We start from the raw sequence: 15,821 nt of genomic DNA, 5'->3' as shown, positions 1-15,821 counted from the left end.
GGAGGCCCGGGCTCAGCCGTGGATCGCGTCCGGCCAGGTCATTGATGAGTGGCCGCCTCTGTGAGTGGCGCGTTAGGAGATCGTGCTCCGTGACGCCACCGGCAGGTCTCCTCGGTCGAGTCGCGGCGAGGCCGCGGTCACGCGGCTAGGGCGGTAAGTACCCGTTGCCGCAGTAGCTCGTACTCCTCGCGACACCGGCGGGGCGGTCCTGGTGGCCGCTGCTGTACGTGACCACCGGCCACGACCTCGCCGGGTTGAAATTGATCGGATGTGAAGTCCACGTCGGTGCCGTCAGGCAGCCGATTCCAATAGTGGTTCCAGACCTTGACGCCATCGATATGAACCTCGCCAAGAATCAGGTCACCTCCGAGCAGGTCCTGCACTACCAGTGCCGTCGTCCCGCACTGGCTCCTTGCCGGGTTGTCGGGCCGCCACTGTTCACGGCCAACTGGATCGCAGGTGTCAGGCCCCCAGGCGGCCCGCAGTAGCGGCCGCAACAGTTCTACGTTCAGCATCCCGGGAGTGTCGCAGATAGGGGTGACAGATCCGCGGATTGACCGATCTGCACGTGCGTCTGGTCAGCCGAAAGGATGGGGTCGACGATCGCAGCCGCTTGGCGAGGGCGTCGTCGGTGAACAGTGGGTCGGAGCGGCCGGCCGGGCCGACGTGATGGGCGAGGTAGCTGGTGGTCTGTTGCAGGGTCATGCCGTTCTTGTGGCAGCGTTGCGCAGGTGACCATGAAGCACCGGCACCCGGGATGGAGACTTGCAGAACCCTCCTGGGTCAGGCCTTCAGGGCGGGTGGCTGCGGTGCGGCCCGAAGTTCCCGCAGGTCGGGGATGTGGTTGTACAGGCGTTCCGACGGAGACGCCCAGCAGTTCGCGATCGAGGTGAGCGAGCGCTCTGGATGGGGCGCCGCACGGACAGGGCCGTGCGGGTCAGGCAGGAGCGCTGGAACTGGGTTCCGGTGTGACCGCTTTCGCTGGCGCACGCCGCCGTGGCGGCCGCCGGAGCTGGGGATCGACAGTGCCGCGGTCCGCGAGGGGATGGGATTTCAAGATCCTTCTCTGGGGCCGATCAGCGGGTTCGGATGCAGGCGCACGTAGTCGGTCGCCGCCTGTGTGAACGCGCGTACGCGGGCGCTCTCAGCGGAGGTCAACCACACCAGCCGCCACTCGAACGGCCGGCCATCTTGGATCGGCACGTAGGTGACGTCCGGCCGTGAGTCGTAGCGGCGCGCGTGCGCGGGCACGACGAAGACGCCCTTGCCCGCCCCGATGAGCGCGAGCATCTCCTGGATGGTCCCGAACGTGAGGCCGCGCGGGATCGGCAGGCCGCCCGGGGTGGTGCGCGGCACCACCAGCGCGTCCACCTCGTCGGTGAACTCCCTGGGCCGCAGCACCCTGTCGCGGGCCAGGTCCTCCATCGATACCGACGCGCGGCGCGCGAACGGGTGCCGCGAGGAGACTGCCAGCATCGGCTGCTCGCGGAACAGGATCGGCCCCTCGGCCACCTCTGGCTCCAGTGACGGCGCGCCGACGAGCAGGACGTCGATCTGGTCGCTGTGCAGGAGCGAGGTGCCCCCGGCGTAGCGGCTCTCGGTGATCTCCACCTCGCACTCGGGGTAGCGGCTGTGGAAGAGATCGGAGACCTCGATGGCGAACTGGCCGACCGCGGTGCCCACGAACCCCACCCGCAGCACGCCGTCGATGCCCCTGCCCGCGGCGACGGCCCGGGCAATGCCGTCCTCGATTTGCTGGACGGCCGGCCGTACGTCGTCGAAGAGACGCTGACCGACGGGGGTGAGCGCGACCTGGCGGCTGGTGCGTTCGAACAGCGGGACGCCGATGCGGCGCTCGATCTTCTTGATCGTCTGGCTGACGCGGGCGGTGGAGACGTGCAACCGCTCCGCAGTGCGTCCGAAGTGCAGCTCCTCGGCGAGCATGAGGAAGATCTCCAAGTCCCGCCGCTCCACTCCGTGAACCTCCATGTTAACGATCGTTGCCGACACTCTCATTGTTGCCGACCCGGGCAAACAGCATCGTGGAGGCATGACAAACATGACTCTTGTTCTGGGCGGAACTGGCAAGACCGGGCGGCGTGTGGTCGAGCGGTTGACTGCGATGGACGTGCCGGTCCGGGTCGGCACCCGCTCCGGCGGCGTCCCCTTCGACTGGGCGGACCGCTCGACCTGGGCGCCCGCGCTTGAGGGGACCCGCACCGCGTACGTCTCCTACTACCCTGACCTGGCCGTCCCCGGCGCGGCCGACGACATCGCGGCCTTCACCGAGCTGGCCGGCTCGCGGCGGCTGGTGCTGCTGTCGGGCCGCGGCGAGGAGGAGGCGCAGCAGTGCGAGGAGATCCTGGCCGCCTCCGCGGCCGAGTGGACTGTGGTGCGCTGCAGCTGGTTCAACCAGAACTTCAGCGAGGGCTACATGCTCGCGCCCCTCCAGGAGGGAGACGTCTACCTCCCGGCGGGTGAGGTGCCCGAACCGTTCGTGGACGCCGACGACATCGCCGAGGTGGCGGTCGCCGCGCTCACCCGAGACGGGCACGCGGGGGAGACCTACGAGCTGACCGGGCCCAGGCTGCTGACGTTCGCCCAGGCCACCGCCGAGATCGCCGCGGCCGCCGGGCGCGGGATCCGCTACACGCAGATCCCGGTCGAGGCGTACGTGGAGCACGTGCCCGAGGACGTCGCCGGCTTCCTGGCCTACCTGTTCACGACGGTGCTCGACGGCCGCAACGCCTCGCTCGGCGACGGGGTCCAGCGCGTGCTGGGCCGCGAGCCGCGCGCCTTCGCCGACTTCGCCCGGGAGAGTGCGGCGACCGGAATCTGGAGCGTGTGATGAGATCAGCGCTCCTGCTCGCGGCCACCCTGGCTGCCGGCCTGATGGCCGGGCTGTTCGCCGGGTTCGCCTACGCGGTGATGCCGGGGCTGGCCGGGGCGGGTGACGCGATGTTCGTCGAGGCGATGAACCAGATCAACGTCGCCATCGTGAATCCGTTGTTCTTGCTGGTGTTCCTGGGCGGGCCGGTGCTCGGCCTGGTGGCGCTCGTCCTGGAGCGCCGCTGGACGGTTGCGGTCGGGTTCGCGCTGTCGGTGGTGATGTTGCTGGTCACCATGGCGGCGAACGTGCCGCTCAACGACGCGCTCGCCGCGGGCAAGGTGACGCGGTCCGGGTTCGAGGATCCCTGGAACACCTGGAACGTGGTGCGGGCGGTGGCCAGCACCGGCTCGCTGGTGGCCTTCAGCTGGGCGCTGCGGACCAGATGATCAATTCCAAGGGGTCGGTGGCTTCGCCGCGCGGGGCTGTGGCGGGCGGATCGGTTACCGCTTGAGGAGTTCGGCCAGCATGGCACTGGTCGCTTGGTCAACCGGTAGGAACGCCTCAAGTCGTAGTTCGGCGATGGTGACGTCGATGGCGGTGCCGAAATGGGTGAGCGTGGTGATGAGCGTCAGCTCCCGGCCGTCGCCTGGATCAGGTGCCCGCAGGCGCAGCGGTACGGCGAAGCCGAGGTGGTGCGGGGACTCGCGCGGACGTGGCGGTGCCAGGTCGGTGAGTTCGGAGGCCAGGCGTTGGAGCCGGTCGTCCGGGCTGCGTACGCTCTCGGCCTGGATGCGGTCGATGATGTGCTGCCAAGCACACCGCCGACCCCGTCCACCTCATGCGCGTGTTCGGCATCGGCGCCAGGACCCCATGAAGTACGTCTACGCCGCCCACCCCGAGAAGCGATCGAGCCTGCCCCGGTAGTGATTTCGCTGGGCGATTCCTGCCCCATCTGGCCCTTCCGGTTCGCATGTTGAGAGACTGATCTTCGTGGCAGAGCTTCCTGGGTTGCGCTCCCCGTCGGAGATGCGGGACTACCTCGTCCTCCAGTTGAACTCGGTACTGCGCCGCCCAGGGATGTATGGCGGAGAAGTGAGCGTTCGACTCGTCCTTGATCACCTGCTCCACCTCGAGCACAGCGACGAAGCCTGGGCCGAAGAACAGCGAGCTCTGGAGCTGCGCGGAGCCTGGACCTCGACCGGCGTGTCCGGGGCTTTCCGGAACTTGATCCCTGGTCCATACGAATCCGGGATGGCCGCTGTCTACTCGGAGTTCGCCCACGGCCGCGGCTGGCTGGAGGCTGACCGAACGTTGACAAGTGCTGAGTACGACCAGATGCGAACCCAGATCCCCACCTGGACCACACGCGACCGCTCGCTCAGCGAGGTGATCAACACCTTCGGGCCACCTTCCGTGCTGCTGGGCGGCAACAACCCCTACCACGGCAAGACCCTCGGCTACCTCACCGAACCCACAGAAATCCCGATGATCTTCTTTCATCTGTGGAACGGCGTTGATCCAGATGCCGAGTCGACCTGGCCTCCTCGCTACGACGAAGCCGTCCTCCTGGCGGTCCACTACGGCCCGGGCGACTTCAAAACCGGCTTCACCTTCACCCCGGAAGGCAGGAAGCGCCGTCCCACCGGCATCTGACCCAGAACGCCGCCGCCAGCCACCCAGCTTCGAACCCGCACCACCAAGTACCCTCAACACCACGTCGGCGTGTGAGTTCCCGCATGTCCACTGCCAGGAATCGACGAACCCACGCGCTTCAGGATTCGGCGGCATCGCCTACCACCACATCTCCGACACCTACGTGGCGCTGTTCTCCCGGTTCATCCCGTGCGGGGTGTGGGAGGCGGTGCACCTCATCGAAGGGCTGCTGGCCAACACCTCCGACATCCAGCCCTCCACCGTGCACGCCGACACCCAAGGCCAGAACTTCCCGGTCTTCACGCTGGCCACGTTGTTCGGGTTCGACCTGATGCCACGCATCCGCAACTTCAAAGACCTGATCTTCTTCCGCGCCTCCGAGAAGATCGCCTATCCGCACATCGACCAGCTGTTCGGCGAGAGCGGCCGCAACGTCATCGACTGGAAGCTGATCGACAAGCACTGGGTCGACCTGATGCAGGTGGCCATCTCGATCAGCGAGGGCCGCCTGTACTCGGCCACGCTGATGCGGCGGCTGCGGTCCAACTCCCGCAAGAACCGCGTCTACAAGGCCTTCCGCGAGGTCGGCGGCAGCGTGCGCACCGTCGCGCTGCTGCGGTACCCGGCCGACCCCGCGCTGCGAGCGCGCGTCACCGCGGCGACCAACAAGGTCGAGTCCTACAACGGATTCTCCAAGTGGCTCGGCTTCGGCGGGGTGCTGGCCGACAACGACCCCGAAGAGCAGGAGAAACTGATCAAGATCAGCACCCTGCTGGCCGACCTGGTCGTCTTCCACAACGCCCTGGACATCTCCGACGTCGTGCGGCAGTTGGTCGCCGAGGGCTGGCAGATCACCGCCGACCAGCTTCACCTGCAGAGCCGTGTACGGCTAACCATCCACAGCAGGACGTGCTGAGGATCCCTCATACAGATGGTCCTCCGGCTCCTGTCCGAAAGAAGCGGGCGGTGTCGTCATCGGCGGGAAAGTACGCCTCGACGGCGATCTCCTCCAGTGTGACGTCGAAGGCGGCGCCGAACGTCGTGACCGTGTTGATGAAACACAGCTCCACCCCGCGATGACGGATGCGGATGGGCAGCGCGATGTCGGCGGGATTGAGCGGCGCCGGATCCCCTTCGGGTCCGTACGACAGCAGTTCCTCATACAGCGCGCTCAGCTCAGCATCACCCGCCTGCGCCACCTGGCGGGCGAGCCGGGGCAGTAGATAGCCGCGGACCTGCCCGAGGTTGCGCAGCCGCGGCGCGAACCCGCCCGGATGCAGGCCCAGCCGCATCATGTTGACCGGCGGCCGCAGCAACGACGCATCGACGTTCTCCAGGAAGACGTCAATCGCTCTGTTGGCCAGCAGCAGGTTCCAGCGGCGGTCCACGGCCAGCGCCGGATACGGCTCGTGCCCCCGCAGGATCTGCTCCAGGACCTCCCGCGCCGACGCCAGGTGCGGATCGTCCAGCGGCCGCTCCCGGACGACGGGCGCGTGCCCGGCCGCCACTAGCAGGCGGTTGCGTTCCCGCAACGGCACGCCCAGATTCTCGGCCAGACGCAACACCATCGCGCTGCTGGGAATGGTCCGTCCCGTCTCCACGAAGCTGACGTGCCGGGCGGACACCTCCGCCTGGATCGCCAGATCGAGCTGGCTGAGCCCTCTGCGGTGACGCCACTCGCGCAGCAGCTCGCCGACCGGCCGATCTTGCACCATGCGGCGATTATGGCCCCGCCTGGTCGATCACCGCGATTACATGACATGTAATCGACAGGGCCGGGCGGCTGCTGGAACGGTGGCCGCATGAGCGAAAGCAGCAAGGCCGCACGCAACAAGCAACTCGCCGTCCATGGCTTCACCGAGTTCGCGGCGGGCAACATCGATGTGCTCCGCACCCTCCTGCACGAGAACTTCATCGAGCACAGCCCGGGAAACCCCTCCGGGCGGGAGCCGTTCATCGCGTTCACCGCCGCCGCGCCGGTGGCCCGCGCCAGGCTCGAGCTCAAACGGGTCATTGCCGACGACGATTACGTGGTGATGCACTACCACATGGCCACGGACGACGACCCGCGCGGCATCGCAGTCGTCGACATTTGGCGGCTGGTCGACGGGCAGATCGTCGAGCACTGGGATGTCGTCCAGCCGGTGCCGGAAGCGGCGCAGGTTCCCCACGGGATGTTCTGAGCGGACGGTACGAGGCAGATATCCACCCTGATCGAGATCGATGCCCCGGCGATGGCGGTCTGGTCGGCCCCGACCAGGCCGCACCGCCTTGGTTCGCGCAGAGCCATCCCTCAGCTGCGCACGTTTACTCGTTCCTCCGTCTGCACGATCAGAGGTACGCCGACACGAGTTCCTCCGCCGCGGGCGCTGGAAGGCTGATGTGGACTGCCCGACGCCGCTCGCCGGCGACAGTGACGGGGAAGGTTCATCAGCGAAAGCTGATCGCCAGGGTCGAGGTCGTCGACGACACCGCCAGCGCCCTGCGCATCATCGACCTCTTCGACCAACTGGTCGAGCCCGATGCTGTGCGGCCGGCCGTCGTCCGGGCGGCCGCAGCGATGGCCGGCTGCCCTGCGGGCCTGCACGACGCAGGGCGGGGCTGAGCCGCCGGTGCAACGCCTACGGGCCCTCGCTCGATGGCCACCCGAACATCACGGTGTACTTCTCCCGGATGTACTCCCGCTCGGACTCGGCCATCCCGGCGAAGAAGGCGAACAACGCCGCCCCATGCCCCGAGGGGTTGTAGATGCCCTGCAACGGGCCGCTCAGTAGCTCCAGCTCGATGTCGTGGCGACGAAGTTAACCTCCGCTTCGACCTCGGCTTCCTCCACTCAGAATACGCGCGGGCCGGGACGCAGATCCCCGACCTGAGCTCCATCGGCATCTGCACCATGACGGAGGCCGTCCGCTTTCTGCCCGCCGCCCCGCGCACGCTGGCCGGCTGCTGCGCGGTCGCCGACATCCCGCTCGGCAAACACCACGACGCGCTCATCGACGCCCGTGCCGCCGCCGAGCTCTTGCGGCACTACCTCGCTCTGGCCCACCCGGAATCGCCGTGGGGCGCCTGCCTCACGGCTGCCTTCGCAACCGCCTGGCCGGCCGTTTCCCGCGGCGCCGCCAATCTCGTACGGCGAGGCGCTTCGGCCGAGCGCGACAGCCACTTCCTGGCCCGGCTCCTCGATCGGCTGCCTCGCGCGTGCGACACCGTCCAGGCCGACCCGTACTTCGCGCTGCTCGACCAGGTGCTTCTCGATCATCACATCTCAGCGACCGAAGCCGACATGCTGATCGCCTTGGCCGCACGTTTGGATCTCAGCCGCGCCGACGCCCTCCGTCTACACCACGACTACTTGAGCGCGTTGGCCCATGCAGCCAAGGCGGACGGCGTCGTCACGGCCGCTGAACGCCACGAACTCGACCTGGTCGCCGCCTTGCTCGGTCTGCCTCCCGCTGCGGTGGAGCAGGCCCTGGCCACCGCCGCCCCACCTCAGCACCTCACCACCGCCGGCGGCTTCCGCCTTCAACCCGGGGATCTCGTGGTCTTCACGGGAGATATAGCAGGAGGCCGCGAGAGCTGGGAAGAACGAGCCCGCCAGGCGGGCTGCGTTCCCCACTCCACCGTCACCAAGCGGGTCCGACTGCTGGTTGCCGCGGACCCCGACACCATGTCCGGTAAGGCCCGCAAGGCCCGCGCCTACAGCATCCCCATCGTGACGCCGGACGCCTTCGCCCGGTTGGCCTCTGCAGATGATCGTTAGCGGACGCGCAAACGCTACGCAGCCTGGAGAAGAGCGCTGCCCACGCATCGACTGCCGTGACCACTCCGCGACCCGCCCAGAGAGGTGAGTGGGCTCACCACGATCCGCCTCGGCGAAGAGAGCGACCCGACCAAGGGCTGGCTACGCATCACTTCTGATCGCCGCAAACTCGCCGGCCGCCCGCCGACGTCCACCATGCCCGCGGAGTTCGGCCTGCTGCACGACGATGCTGGGCGCCCGTTGCCGTCCTTGGTCGCCGCTGCCCGTACGTCACGATGTCAGCGTCCGCGCGCGACCCGCGAGTTACAGGTGACAGTGGCGTGCCTGGCCCGGACAACCGCACCAGGTCGCGCAGGCGCGTCAGATCGCGTTGGCGCGGGCGATGCCGCCGAGCCAGGTGAGGCTGGGTTTGGGGTGGCGTTCGAAGGTTCCGCGGTCCACGGCGATGAGGCCGAAGGTGGGATCCCAGCGTCCCCATTCGAAGTTGTCGAGCAAGCTCCAGTGCAGATAGCCGCGTACGTCGATGCCGTCGTCCATCGCGTCGCGCAGATGCCGCAGCGCCTCGCCGGTGTAGGCGATGCGGCGCTGGTCGTCGCTCGTGGCGATCCCGTTCTCGGTCACGACGATGGGGACGCCGCCGACGACGTCATGGGTGTGCCGCACGGCGATGCCGAGGGCGTCCGGCCGGTAGGCCCAGCCCATGATGGTGTTGTCCGGGTGTTCGGGATGCGGAACGATGCCGTTCTCGTCGACGGGCTGGCTGGTGTAGGACTGCACGCCGACGAAGTCGTCGTCGCGTGCCGGTTCGAGGTACATGTCCTCCCAGATGTGCTGCGCTTCGGCGTGCTTGCTCTCACCGCCAGGAGCGGGGACGAGCGCCTGGTTGGCGACCGTCCATCCCACCTTGGCGCCGGTCGCCTCGCGTACGAGGGGAGCGACTGCGCGGTGGGCGGCGATGAGGGCTTCCCCGATCTCGACGTCGGGCAGGGCGCCGACGCGCTGGTACTCCTTCCCTTCAGCGACCCGCCGCAGCTGGCCGTGGTTGACCGCCAGGACGTTCGGCTCGTTGATCGTGCACACCCACTCGACGCCGCCCAGGATCGTGCACGCCTGCTCGACATAGCGGGAGAACGACTCGACGGCACCCCTGCCGAGCCACGCGCCTCTTTCTCCGAACCAGAGCGGATGCGTGAAATGGTGCAGGGTCACGACCGGGTTGATGCCCAGCCGGTCAGCCGTGTCGATCATGCGGCGATAATGAGCGAGCTGGGCCTTCGAGAACTTGCCGGGGCTCGGCTCGATACGGGACCACTCGATGCTGAACCGGTAGGCGTTCAGGCCCGCGTCGGCGAGCAGGCGCATGTCCTCCTGGTAGCGGTGGTAGCTGTCGACCGCGTCCCCGCTGAACTGGACGCCATGCTCCGCGGCGGCATGTTCCAGCTGCCAGAAGTCGTTGTTGAGGTTGTTTCCTTCCACCTGGTGAGCGGCGGTCGCGGCTCCCCAGAGGAAGCCCTGCGGAAATGATCGGGACACCGGTCTCCTTTCAATACGATGTTGCTGGTGGGACAGGTCTCAGGCGGAACGGCTGGCCGTCATGAGGGCTTGGAGCGCGTCCGTGGAGATGTCCAGGCCTGAGATGCCGATGAACTGACGCATGGTCATGGACGCGATCATCGCCAGCTGTTCCTCGGTGACCGGCGCGCCCGTGAGGCCGAGCGTGTCCATCACGTCCGGGCCTACCTGGGGATGCTCGAACCACACGCCCACGGGGGTGTCCATGGTCAGCTCGACGGCGACGTGCTCACCCTCGAGCGTGAGGGCCGAGGACCGCAGCACGGTGTTCGCGTCGGCGCACACGTCGATGCGGTAGTCGCCCGGGGCCACGACCCAGCGGCCGGCGGCGATGTCCCAGTAGGCGAACGCTCGCCGGGGAAGGTCGATCTCCACGGTCCTCGTCTCGCCGGGTTCGAGCTGGACCTTCGCGCAGCCTCGGAGCTCCCGCACCGGCCGCCGGACGGGTCCGGCTTCGGTCGACACGTAGACCTGGACGACGTGCTTGCCGGCCCGGTCGCCCGTGTTGGCCACCTCGACGTGCGCGGTCGCGCTGTCCACGCCGGTTCGGGTGATGCTCAGTGCCCGCGTCTCGAAGGTGGTGTACGACAGGCCGTGCCCGAACGGGTACCTCACGGGCATTCCCGAGGTGGCGAAGTACCGGTAACCGACCAGGACGCCTTCGCCGTAGCGCACGTGCCCCTGCTCGCCCGGGAAGTTCAGCCAGCTCGGGTGGTCCTGGAGCTGGATCGGGATGGTTTCGGCCAGATGTCCGGACGGGTTGACTCGGCCGAAGAGGATGTCGGCGAGAGCGCGCCCGCCTCCCTGGCCGAGCAGGAAGCCCTCAAGGATGGCGTCCACCTCGTCGTGCCACCCTTCGAGGGAGACGATTCCGCCGTTGGCCAGCACGACGACCGTGCGGCGCGCGGCGGCCGCGACCTCGCGGATGAGCTCGACCTGCGGCGAGGGAAGGTCGATGGTGTCGCGATCGAATCCCTCCGACTCCCGCTCCTCGCTCAGGCCGGCGAACACCACCGCGATGTCGGCGCGACGGGCCGCGGCGATCGCGTCGCCGACGAGCCGCTCGTCCCGTGGTCCGTCGACCGTGAACCCGGGCGCGTAGCTGACGGTCACTCCCTGCTCGGCCGCGATCGCCTGGATCTCGTCGAGGGGCTGGTCGACGCGCGGGGGGTTGACGTGCGCGCTGCCGCCGCCCTGATAGCGCGGCTGTCCGGCGAACGCGCCGATGACCGCGACGCGGGCGCCTGCCGGGATGGGCAGGACCTGATGCTCGTTTCGCAGCAGCACCGCACACTCCTGCGCGATCTGCCGGGCGATCTCGTGGTGCGCGTCCTCGTCGACCGTGACGGCGGACGTCACCTTGCGCCGCGCCAGCGCGGCGATCCGGGCGACACTCGCATCGACGTCGGATTCCGAGATATCGCCGGATCGGAGGGCTTCGATCACTTCGGCGTCGTGCCCCATGGCACCACCGGGCATCTCCAGGTCGAGTCCCGCTTTCAGGGCCGTGACCCGGTCGGTCACCGCGCTCCAGTCCGAGACGACGACCCCGTCGAAGCCCCACTCGTCGCGGAGGACCTCGGTGAGCAGCCATCGGTTCTCCGAGGCGGCCACGCCGTTGATCTTGTTGTAGGACGCCATCACCGTGGCCGGGCGCGCCTCGGTGACGACGCGTTCGAACGCCGGCAGGTAGATCTCGCGGAGCGTGCGCTCGTCGACGTCGGAGCTGATCGTCTGCCGGTTGGTCTCCTGGTTGTTCGCGGCGAAGTGCTTCACCGACACCCCCGGCCCTTCGGCTTGCAGAGCGCGGGTGAAGGCGGCCCCGAGCACGCCGGACAGATGCGGGTCCTCGGAGTAGTACTCGAAGTTCCGGCCGCACAGCGGGGAGCGCTTGATGTTGACGCCGGGGCCCAGAACGACATCGACGCCCTGGGCGGCCGCCTCCCTGCCCAGCGCGGCGCCGAGTCGCGCCGCGGTGTCCGGATCCCAGCTGGAGCCGATCGCGACGCCGGGCGGGAAGCAGGTCGCCTTGTCGCTGTCGAACAGCGCGAGGTTGTCGTGCCGGCCGGACTGGTGGCGCAGACCGTAGGGCCCGTCGGCCATCGAGATCGCGGCGATGCCGGCTTCCTCCAGTGCCTCGGTCTTCCAGAAGTTCCTGCCGGACAGGAGTCTCGCCTTCCGCTCTGCGGAGATTCCGGCGAGCGGGGCGGTGTCGTGGTGAGCGGTCATCGTTCCTGTCTGTCTGCGGTGCTGTCGGACGTCTACCTGTGGTGCTATCGAACGGCGCGGATGCGCCAGGCCGAGAGGCTGGCCCCGAGGGCCACCACCGCGCCGACCAGGAACAGGGCTGTGTAGTTCTTGCCACCGCCGATGAGCAGGATGACCGGCGCGAAGATCGGGGCGATGGCGCTGGAGGTGGTGTTCGCGACGTAGTAGATGCCCATCCACCGGCCCGCTTCGGCGCTGTCCGGGATCACATCACTGGCCAGGGCCAGGTCGACGGAGCCGAACAGTCCCGCCGCGGCGAGGATGAAGACGACGGCGGTCGCGAAGAGCGGGATACCGCCCGCGAAAGCCATGATGATCAGACCGGTCGCGGAGAGCGCGGTGGAGAGGTAGATGAACACCTTGCGCCGCTTCAGCCGGTCGGAGAGGATCCCGCCGACGATCGCGAAGGAGGTGGTCACGAGAATGCCGATCCCCCCGACGAACGCCAGTTGCTGCCCGGCTTCTTCCGGGACGAGGCCGAGCCGGTCGAGCAGGAAGTACAGCTGGTAGGTGCTCAGAAAGGTCAGCCCCACCTGCATGAGGAAACGGCCGAGCCATACCAGGGCGAAGTCGCGATGCTCGCGCGGATTGAACACCAGCAGGCGGAACACCGCCGACAGGGCGAACTGGTCCGTCGTGGCCGGGGCCGGGCGGTCGGGGATGGTGAAGGCGTAGACCACGAACAGGGCCGCGTACACGGAGATGGGGAACAGGAACAGCAGCAGCAGGTCGCCGGTGAGCATGCCTCCGACGAGGGTCGCCGCGACACCCCGAGCTGGCCGGCGACTCCCACCAGGGCACCGACCGTTCCGCGCTGGCTGGAGGGGATCGTCTCCGCGAGTACGGGGTTCATGGCGCCCAAAGCGCATCCCACACCCATGCCGTACAGGGCCCACCCGACGCCGATCATCGGCGTGCTCGTCGCCGAAGCCATGAGCACGCCGCTGGTTACGCATACGACGATCCCTGCAACGATCCAAGGGCGTCGCCGCCCCCATCGCAGCCGGGTCCGGTCGGACAGGACGCCGAACAGCGGCCCGGTCACCAGATTGATCACAGCGGAGATCCCGAAGATGACGCCGAGGGCCGTCTCCTTCCCCTGCGGATCCACTAGCTGCACCTTGTAGGCGACGGCGAAGAGCGTCGGGGTGAGCAGCGCGAAGCTGCCGGCCAACATCGTGATCGCATAGACGGAGATCAACCACTTCGACGCGGGAGGTGGCTCGGGTTGGACGTCGGTGGCGACGGGACCGTCCGGGCCGAGCTCGCCGGCGACGTCGATCGGTGTGGGGTCTGGGGGATGGAGGGTCATGGTGCGGCTCCCTTGCCGTCTCGGCGAAGGTGGACGGTGCGGCTATGCGAGGACGAGCTCGGGAACGTCGATCGTCCTCGTGTGCCGGATGTCGGCGCTGGACAGGCCGAGCAGGAGGGTGACCTCGCCCGCTTCGACGCCGCGCCGGCCGTCCGGCCAGGTGTAGGCGAGGCGCTCCAGCGGTACGACCATGCCGATGTCCTGGTTCGCCCCGGCCTCGACAGGCACCCGTGCGAAATCGACGAGCTGACGAACGGGACGCACCACGCTTCCGGCCTCGTCCCGTGCGTAGAGCTGCACCACCGCGGTGCCGGCCCTCGGCCCGGTGTTGTGCACCGTGGCGTGGACGCGGACCACGTCTCCCTCCAGGCGTGCCTCTTCCAGCGTGAGGTCGAAGGAGGTGTAGGTGAGTCCGTGGCCGAACGGGTAGAGGGGGCTGCTGTCCGGCAGGTCGATGTAGCCGTGGCGGGGCAGTGTCGGATGGTCGTGTCCGCTGCCGGCAGGATGGCCGTGGTACATCGGGATCTGGCCGAGATGGCGAGGGAACGTCGAGGGAGTGCGACCGCCCGGCTCGGTCACCCCGTACAGCACGTCGGCGATCGTCGCGCCGGCGACGTGGCCCAGCAGCGGCGCGAGGAGCACCGCCGCGGAAGCCCGGTGCACGGGCTCGATCAGCAGGGGCCGCCCGGAGATGACGACGGTGACGACGCGCTTGCCCGCGGCGTGCAGCGTCTCGACCAGCGCGGTCTGGTTGCCGGGCAGGGCTGGGTTCGCGGTGGTCCGGCCCTCGCCGGCTGTGTGGTTGCCGACCCACCCGGTCCGCTCGCCCACGACCGCGATCACCACGTCCGCGTCCGCGGCCGCAGCTTCGACGGCCGAGCTGTCGATGGCCGGCGCGTCCGCCTCCAGGCTGCCCAGTGGGTGGTACGCCACCTTCGGGTCGAGCGCGCGGACGGCTTCGAGGACGGTCAGGGCATCCGGGTGGAGGCGCCGCGCGCCCTCCTCGAAGACCGGCTCGATACCGGGCAGCTTCGTCTGGAACAGGTCGGGAAACACGTCGGGCGAGGTCTGCACGCCGGGCACCTGGCCAGCCGCGATGCGGGCGATCGCCTGCGGGAATTCGGCGTCGGCGACTGAGGAGTAGGAGCCGAAGTGGATGCGGATCTCGTCCGCGACCGGCCCGACGACGGCGACCCTGACGCTGCCCGGAGCCAGCGGGAGGATGCCGTCGTTGGCGAGCAGGGTGATGCCGGCGTTGGCCACCGCGCGCGCCTGCTCGTCCGCCTCGGCCGCACCGATGGCGCGTGCTTCGGCGGGAGGCGTGGACTGGATCTCCGGGATGAGCCCGAACCGGGCCTTGAGCTGGAGGACGCGCTCGACGGCGCGGTCGAGGACCTCCTCCGGAAGGGTGCCGTCCTCGACCAGCGGCCGGAGATGACTGGTCATGGGGGCGCTCGGCAGCTCCACGTCGAGCCCGGCGCTGAGCGCCTGGGCCGCGGCGTGCCCCGGGGTCGCCGCGGCCCGGTACGTCTTGTGCAGCATGGTGACCGAGTCGTAGTCGCTCACCACGAGACCGTCGAAACCGAGTTGCCCGCGCAGCAGCTCTGTCAGCAGCCACCTGTTGGCGGCCGCGGGGATGCCGTCGATCTCGTTGTAGGAGTTCATGATCACGGACAGTCCGGCTTCGGCGATTGCCCGCCGGAACGGCTCCGCGTACACGTCGGTCAGCTCTCGCCGGCCGAGTTGGGTGGCGGCCTGGTTGAGCGCGCCCAGTGAGGATCCGTAGCCGAGGAAGTGCTTGCCGGTGGCGAGCATGCCGGTCTCACCGCTGTCGCCCTGGACGCCGCGGATGAACCCGATGCCCATGCGTGCGACCAGCTCAGGGTCCTCGCCGTAGGTCTCGTGGACGCGGCCCCACCGGATGTCCCTCGCAAGATCCAGGAGGGGAGAGAAGAACAGGTGGATGCCGACTGAGCGAGCCTGCCGTCCGGCGATCTGGCCCACTGCCCCGGAGGTTGCGGGATCCCAGCTCGCCGCCTGTCCCCAGGGCGTCGTGAACTGGTGGCCCTGCGGGTGGACGAGCCCGTTGACGCCTTCGGCGTGGATCAGTACTCCGATGCCGAACGGGCTCACCTCTCGCGCGACCTCCTGGAACCTGACGAGGTCACGGCGGAGTCGCTCGATGTCCTGGTCGAGCTGCCAGCCCAGCGACAGGTGCCCGACCCCGTGCGGCCGGACCAGCGGGAGACGGTCGATCTCGTACGGGAACCCCTTCGAAAGGTCCGGGGGAGGGTTGGCGGGGTCCCGGAGTTTCTCGAAGTCCACGAGGTCCATGGGCACGACACCCTGTATCTGACCGATCTTCTGGTCGAGGTCCATGCGCGTGACGAGCTGACGAATATCGGTCATGATCTGCGGAGTCCTTG

General features: G+C 68.5%; 14 protein-coding genes and 2 pseudogenes. 7 read left to right on the top strand and 9 right to left on the bottom strand.

The window, feature by feature from the left end; translation table 11 throughout:
- Positions 1–137: 137 nt before the first annotated feature.
- A complete protein-coding gene (locus ACIBG4_RS32730) occupies positions 138–515 on the bottom strand; it encodes a hypothetical protein (protein WP_310714474.1) in 378 nt (125 codons plus the stop codon).
- Between the two features lie 538 nt (positions 516–1,053).
- The gene (locus ACIBG4_RS32725) at positions 1,054–1,989 is read right to left on the bottom strand and encodes a LysR family transcriptional regulator (protein WP_397205236.1); all 936 of its coding nucleotides are present in this window, start codon (positions 1,987–1,989) and stop codon (positions 1,054–1,056) included.
- A gap of 70 nt (positions 1,990–2,059) precedes the next feature.
- Between ACIBG4_RS32725 and ACIBG4_RS32720 the strand changes: the two genes are divergently transcribed.
- The 4 genes and pseudogenes from ACIBG4_RS32720 to ACIBG4_RS32705 form a co-directional block, all read left to right on the top strand.
- Positions 2,060–2,848 (top strand): NmrA family transcriptional regulator, encoded by a 789-nt coding sequence (locus tag ACIBG4_RS32720; protein ID WP_397205234.1) that lies wholly within the window; start codon positions 2,060–2,062, stop codon positions 2,846–2,848.
- Complete coding sequence (locus tag ACIBG4_RS32715; protein WP_397205232.1) at positions 2,848–3,276, top strand: DUF1772 domain-containing protein; 429 nt, start codon at positions 2,848–2,850, stop codon at positions 3,274–3,276. Before ACIBG4_RS32720 ends, ACIBG4_RS32715 begins: the two co-directional genes overlap by 1 nt.
- A 544-nt stretch (positions 3,277–3,820) precedes the next feature.
- On the top strand, positions 3,821–4,483 hold the full coding sequence (locus ACIBG4_RS32710) for a hypothetical protein (RefSeq protein ID WP_397205230.1): 663 nt from the start codon (positions 3,821–3,823) through the stop codon (positions 4,481–4,483).
- A 103-nt stretch (positions 4,484–4,586) separates the two neighbouring features.
- Positions 4,587–5,399: pseudogene (locus tag ACIBG4_RS32705) on the top strand (Tn3 family transposase); the annotation flags it as partial.
- Between the two features lie 7 nt (positions 5,400–5,406).
- On the opposite strand, the gene ACIBG4_RS32700 reads toward ACIBG4_RS32705, so the two are convergent.
- Positions 5,407–6,198, bottom strand: a complete 792-nt coding sequence (locus ACIBG4_RS32700) for a helix-turn-helix domain-containing protein (protein ID WP_397205228.1) — start codon at positions 6,196–6,198, stop codon at positions 5,407–5,409.
- A gap of 87 nt (positions 6,199–6,285) precedes the next feature.
- Between ACIBG4_RS32700 and ACIBG4_RS32695 the strand changes: the two genes are divergently transcribed.
- Positions 6,286–6,666, top strand: coding sequence for a nuclear transport factor 2 family protein (locus ACIBG4_RS32695; protein WP_310714462.1), 381 nt, complete (start codon positions 6,286–6,288; stop codon positions 6,664–6,666).
- Between the two features lie 197 nt (positions 6,667–6,863).
- Complete coding sequence (locus ACIBG4_RS32690; protein ID WP_397205226.1) at positions 6,864–7,088, top strand: hypothetical protein; 225 nt, start codon at positions 6,864–6,866, stop codon at positions 7,086–7,088.
- Between the two features lie 16 nt (positions 7,089–7,104).
- On the opposite strand, the gene ACIBG4_RS32685 is transcribed toward ACIBG4_RS32690, so the two are convergent.
- Positions 7,105–7,242: a hypothetical protein gene (locus tag ACIBG4_RS32685; protein ID WP_397205224.1), complete on the bottom strand. Its 138-nt coding sequence runs from the start codon at positions 7,240–7,242 to the stop codon at positions 7,105–7,107.
- A gap of 134 nt (positions 7,243–7,376) precedes the next feature.
- Here ACIBG4_RS32685 and ACIBG4_RS32680 point away from each other — a divergent pair, with 134 nt between their 5' ends.
- On the top strand, positions 7,377–8,243 hold the full coding sequence (locus ACIBG4_RS32680; RefSeq protein ID WP_397205222.1) for a BRCT domain-containing protein: 867 nt from the start codon (positions 7,377–7,379) through the stop codon (positions 8,241–8,243).
- 360 nt (positions 8,244–8,603) lie between these two features.
- Here the strand turns inward: ACIBG4_RS32680 and ACIBG4_RS32675 are convergent, their stop codons facing one another.
- The 5 genes and pseudogenes from ACIBG4_RS32675 to ACIBG4_RS32655 form a co-directional block, all read right to left on the bottom strand.
- Complete coding sequence (locus tag ACIBG4_RS32675) at positions 8,604–9,776, bottom strand: glycoside hydrolase family 1 protein (protein WP_397205220.1); 1,173 nt, start codon at positions 9,774–9,776, stop codon at positions 8,604–8,606.
- 39 nt (positions 9,777–9,815) lie between these two features.
- On the bottom strand, positions 9,816–12,044 hold the full coding sequence (locus ACIBG4_RS32670; protein WP_397205218.1) for a beta-glucosidase: 2,229 nt from the start codon (positions 12,042–12,044) through the stop codon (positions 9,816–9,818).
- A gap of 44 nt (positions 12,045–12,088) precedes the next feature.
- Complete coding sequence (locus ACIBG4_RS32665; RefSeq protein WP_397205216.1) at positions 12,089–12,826, bottom strand: MFS transporter; 738 nt, start codon at positions 12,824–12,826, stop codon at positions 12,089–12,091.
- A gap of 35 nt (positions 12,827–12,861) precedes the next feature.
- Positions 12,862–13,395, bottom strand: a pseudogene (locus ACIBG4_RS32660) (MFS transporter); the annotation flags it as partial.
- A gap of 42 nt (positions 13,396–13,437) precedes the next feature.
- The gene (locus tag ACIBG4_RS32655) at positions 13,438–15,804 is read right to left on the bottom strand and encodes a beta-glucosidase (RefSeq protein ID WP_397205214.1); all 2,367 of its coding nucleotides are present in this window, start codon (positions 15,802–15,804) and stop codon (positions 13,438–13,440) included.
- Between the last annotated feature and the right edge of the window lie 17 nt (positions 15,805–15,821).

Origin of the sequence: Nonomuraea sp. NPDC050383 (assembly GCF_044459125.1) — a bacterium.
In the GTDB taxonomy this organism is placed as follows: Bacteria; Actinomycetota; Actinomycetes; order Streptosporangiales; family Streptosporangiaceae; genus Nonomuraea.
The sequence above is the reverse complement of the archived record's forward strand: the minus strand, read 5'-3'. Positions and strand labels throughout refer to the sequence as shown.